The organism is Treponema sp. (assembly GCF_045657965.1).
Lineage (GTDB): Bacteria > Spirochaetota > Spirochaetia > Treponematales > Treponemataceae > Treponema_D.
Genome location: NZ_JAZOUG010000116.1, coordinates 1 through 3848, shown reverse-complemented (window position 1 = coordinate 3848; position 3848 = coordinate 1). Strand labels below are relative to the sequence as shown.

The 3848-nt window shown below is 38.4% G+C and carries 3 protein-coding genes; 1 reads left to right on the top strand and 2 read right to left on the bottom strand.

Annotation, left to right across the window (positions count from 1 at the left end):
* Positions 1-41 precede the first annotated feature (41 nt).
* Positions 42-1427 (top strand): hypothetical protein, encoded by a 1386-nt coding sequence (locus tag ACKI5B_RS04280; protein ID WP_407426171.1) that lies wholly within the window; start codon positions 42-44, stop codon positions 1425-1427.
* Here the strand turns inward: ACKI5B_RS04280 and mnmL are convergent.
* Together mnmL and flgE are read right to left on the bottom strand one after the other, a co-directional pair.
* On the bottom strand, positions 1398-2357 hold the full coding sequence (mnmL, locus tag ACKI5B_RS04275) for a tRNA modification radical SAM protein MnmL/YtqA (RefSeq protein ID WP_407426169.1): 960 nt from the start codon (positions 2355-2357) through the stop codon (positions 1398-1400). The two genes, ACKI5B_RS04280 and mnmL, sit on opposite strands and share 30 nt — an antisense overlap.
* A 141-nt stretch (positions 2358-2498) precedes the next feature.
* Positions 2499-3848: flagellar hook protein FlgE (gene flgE / locus ACKI5B_RS04270; protein WP_407426167.1), on the bottom strand; the 1350-nt coding region annotated here is incomplete at its 5' end.

The window sequence follows — 3848 nt, the reverse complement described above, 5'->3', positions numbered from 1 at the left end:
GTTAATTGCTTTTCTACAAATTCGATGATAATATTTAATTTATGTGGATTTTAAAAGATTTTATTAACGACAACATTGTCCCGCTTTTACCGTGGGCTTTGATTTTTCTGGGTCTGGTTATTTTTTGTACAGAATTTGTATGGACCGACAGAAAAACACTTTCTGTAAAGCAAAAAGAAATCATTAAATCTTTTTTTGCATGCAGTCTTGCAGGTTTTATTACAGTTTACTGGGCATACAGAATTTTACCGGCAGAAAAGCAGCCGATTCTCATTGCATGTATAATTCTTCCGGTATTAATTTTCTTAAACAATAATTTCCTTAAAAAGCATGACATTCCAAAAGACTGGCAGGTTGTTCTCTATATTTCACTTGTATTTATTCCGCTTGCATTAAAAAATTCTACGCTTTTAGTCACAGGCTGTGCAGTTAACTGTCTTTTTTATGGACTTGCAAATGCACGTGCTTCTTCAAAAAAAGTAAACAAAACACTTAATCAGGTTGATACAAAAAAAGTTAAAAAGAGCAAAACTCTTTACGGTGGAGCAGCTCTTTTAATCTATGCAATCGCAGCCTCACTTTATTTTGCAAATAAAAGACAGTATCCGGTTACTTTTATTTCTGCAATTGTCCTGAGTGCAATTTCACTGGCTTCGTTTGCTATCTGGTACATTATAAACAATAAAGAACGAATCCATTGGTTTACTGCATTTGAAACTATCTTCATGTTTATGCCGTATTTATTCAATCCTTTTGAACATTTCTGGATTGGTATGGCAGTAACTATAGCAGCCCTTGTCTGGGATGAATATTTTTCAATCATACTTGCAAAAAAATACAAAAAAGACAGGTTTTTCATTTTCTCACTTGGACTGGAAGTCATATCAATTTTCCTTACAATCGGAATTGTATGTGCAGGCTTCCACTATCAGACAGTCCCGGTTTATGCAATCATTGTCGTAAATATCGCTTCAGTTATAGCTTTAGCACTTTATTACATTCTTTTTGGAACAGAAAATTACTGGGTTTACACGCTTTTAACAATTTTTCTAGTCTGCCTTTCAGTCTTTATAAGCCCGTTCGGTCAATTCTGGCTTGTATGCACGGCACTTTGCGTTTTACTTCCAATCATCATCGCTTCTTTCAGAAAATATCACTGGCTTTTAATCACAGCTCTGGCAGGTTTAATGCTTGCTGTAGCATGGCTCTGTATTATGGTGCTTACAGGTCAGATGGATCTGGATAAAATATTTTCTCATGTACACGTTTTTGGCGCAATTACTGGAAAAGGTGCAATTCAGGAAGACATTATTCCTTTTGCATTAATGATTGGTCTTATACCGGCTTTAAGCATAACAGTTCCTCTTATACTGGAACTTGTACTCGGCGTACTGATTTTAATCCGCCGGCTTAGAAATAAAAAGTGATTTTAATTCATTCATTACACGCTTTTTGTCGCCAGTCCACAACGGGGCAATCAACGTGTTTTTAGGCGGGTCTCCTGTCAAACGGTGAACAACACAATTTTCCGGAAGCAATGGAAGTGTTTTTTTAAGAAGCAAAAAATACTCCTCTTTTGAAAGAGGTGTGTATTTACAGTTTTTATAAATTTCTGCAAGTTTTGTATTTTTTACAACGTAAAGTGAAGTAATTTTAAGACCGAACGCGTTTACATTTTTTTTGTCCACAGATTTACACAGATTACCACTGAATTGGCAGTTATTTATGTTTACAGCAAATTTTACAGTCTCAATCATATCATGCTCAGTTTCACCCGGAAGCCCAAAAATCAAATGTGTAACAATATGAATGTTTGAATCAGCCTGTTTTATGCGCTCAACAGCCCTGCAGTAATCTTCGTTTGTATAGCAGCGATTTATAAAAATGCCGGTTCTTTCGTTTGAAGTCTGTAATCCAAGTTCAATCTGAACAAAATGCTCTTTTGCTATTTCTGCAATTCCAGATAAAATCTCTTCACTAAGGCAGTCCGGGCGGGTTGCAACTGCAAGTCCTGCTACATTTTCGCATAAAAGAGCTTCTCTGTATTTTTCAAGGAGTTTTTGTGGATTTCCGTAAGTCGAAGTAAAATTCTGAAAATAAGCGATATATTTACCTTTACGGTTCCCGCTTCTGCCCTTCACTTTTGATTCAACACGTTTTTTAGCCTGTTCAATCTGTTCTTTTATTGAAAGAGTATGCGAAGAAGCAAAATCCCCGCTGCCTTTCTCAGAACAGAAAATACACCCTCCAACGCCTTTTGTGCCGTCACGGTTCGGGCAGGTACATCCGGCATCAAGAGAAAGTTTATAAGTTTTAAATCCAAAAATTGATTCGTAAAATTGAGAGAGAGTTAGCACAAACAATATTATAACATAAAAAAATCCCCGGCAGAGAAATCTGCAAGGGATTATTAAACTAATTTGCCACATTGAGGTGGCATAAAGCCAGTTGACCGCAAGTTTTCATTTATGAAAACTTGTCAGGACAGGAGATCCATACTATCGTTTAAGCGAAAGTACAGTTTCAAGCAGGGTATCTGCTGTCTGGATTGTCTTTGCGTTTGACTGGAAACCGCGCTGGGTAACAATCATGTCAGTAAACTGCTCAGTAAGGTCAACGTTTGACATTTCCAAAGCACCTGCTAAAAGGCTTCCTGCACCGGCAATTCCTGCTGCGTTGATTTTTGCTTCACCTGAGTTATTGCTTTTAACGTAAGTGTTATCGCCTGCTTTTTCAAGACCGTTCTGGTTAGCGAATGTTGCCATTGCAAGCTGACCGATTGTACGGTTTGTTCCGTTTGAATAAACACCAGTGATTGTACCGGTTGAGTCAATCTTGAAGTTTTCAAGATAGCCCAGTGTATAACCGTCCTGATAGAAAGCTTTTGTTGAAGAAGCAGAAGCACTCTGAGTAACAGTGTTAATCATGCTTCCGATTGTTCCAAGATTAATGTTCATGGTCTGGCGGTACGGATTTCCGTCTGCATCTGCATTTGATTCTGGAACTGTGTAAGAAGCCTGAAGAATAATTTCTCCGTTTGGATTAGAAGCATTTCCAGCCGAATCAGTTACAGAAGCCAAAGTTCCGTTATTATCGAAAGTTACAACAAATGTATTTTCAACACCGTCAGTTGTTCCCAAACCTACACGAGTCTGAGTAAAATTAGCGTTGTCAGGGTCTATAAGAACTGTTGCATTCCACTGGTTTGGAGTTCCGGTAACGCGTGAAAAGTTTACGTTCAAAAGATGTTCGTTACCGAAAGAATCGTAGATTTTAAATTCTGTGTTCCAGGTTCCTTTTGCAACGTCAGCTTCAGTTGCGTTTTCAGGAATTTCCGGTGTATTTTTGTTTAAGTTACATGCAAAGTTGATGTTCTGGGTAGCTTTAGCAGGATCTTTTGAACCTACAGGAATTGTAAGGTCAGTTGGAGTAGCTGCAGTCTGAACAACCATTTCACCGTTAAGTTCGCGTGCCATCCAGCCCTGAACTCGCATTCCGTTTGCAGGATTTACGAGGGTTCCGTTCTGATCAAGAGAGAAAGCGCCTGCTCGTGTGTAGTATGATTTTTCACCATTTTTTTCGATAAAGAAACCATTACCCTGAATTGCAACATCAGTATTAATACCTGTTGACTGCAGGTTACCCTGTGTGAATACAGTATCAATTGCAGCAACTGTCATACCAAGACCGACTTCTTTAGGGTTTACGCCACCCTTTTCTTCGGTTGGTTTTGCAGCACCTGAAAGCTGCTGGCTTATCATATCCTGAAAATTTACACGGCCGCGTTTAAAGCCTGTTGTGTTTACGTTGGCAATGTTATTGCCGATTACATCCATTCGTGTCTGATG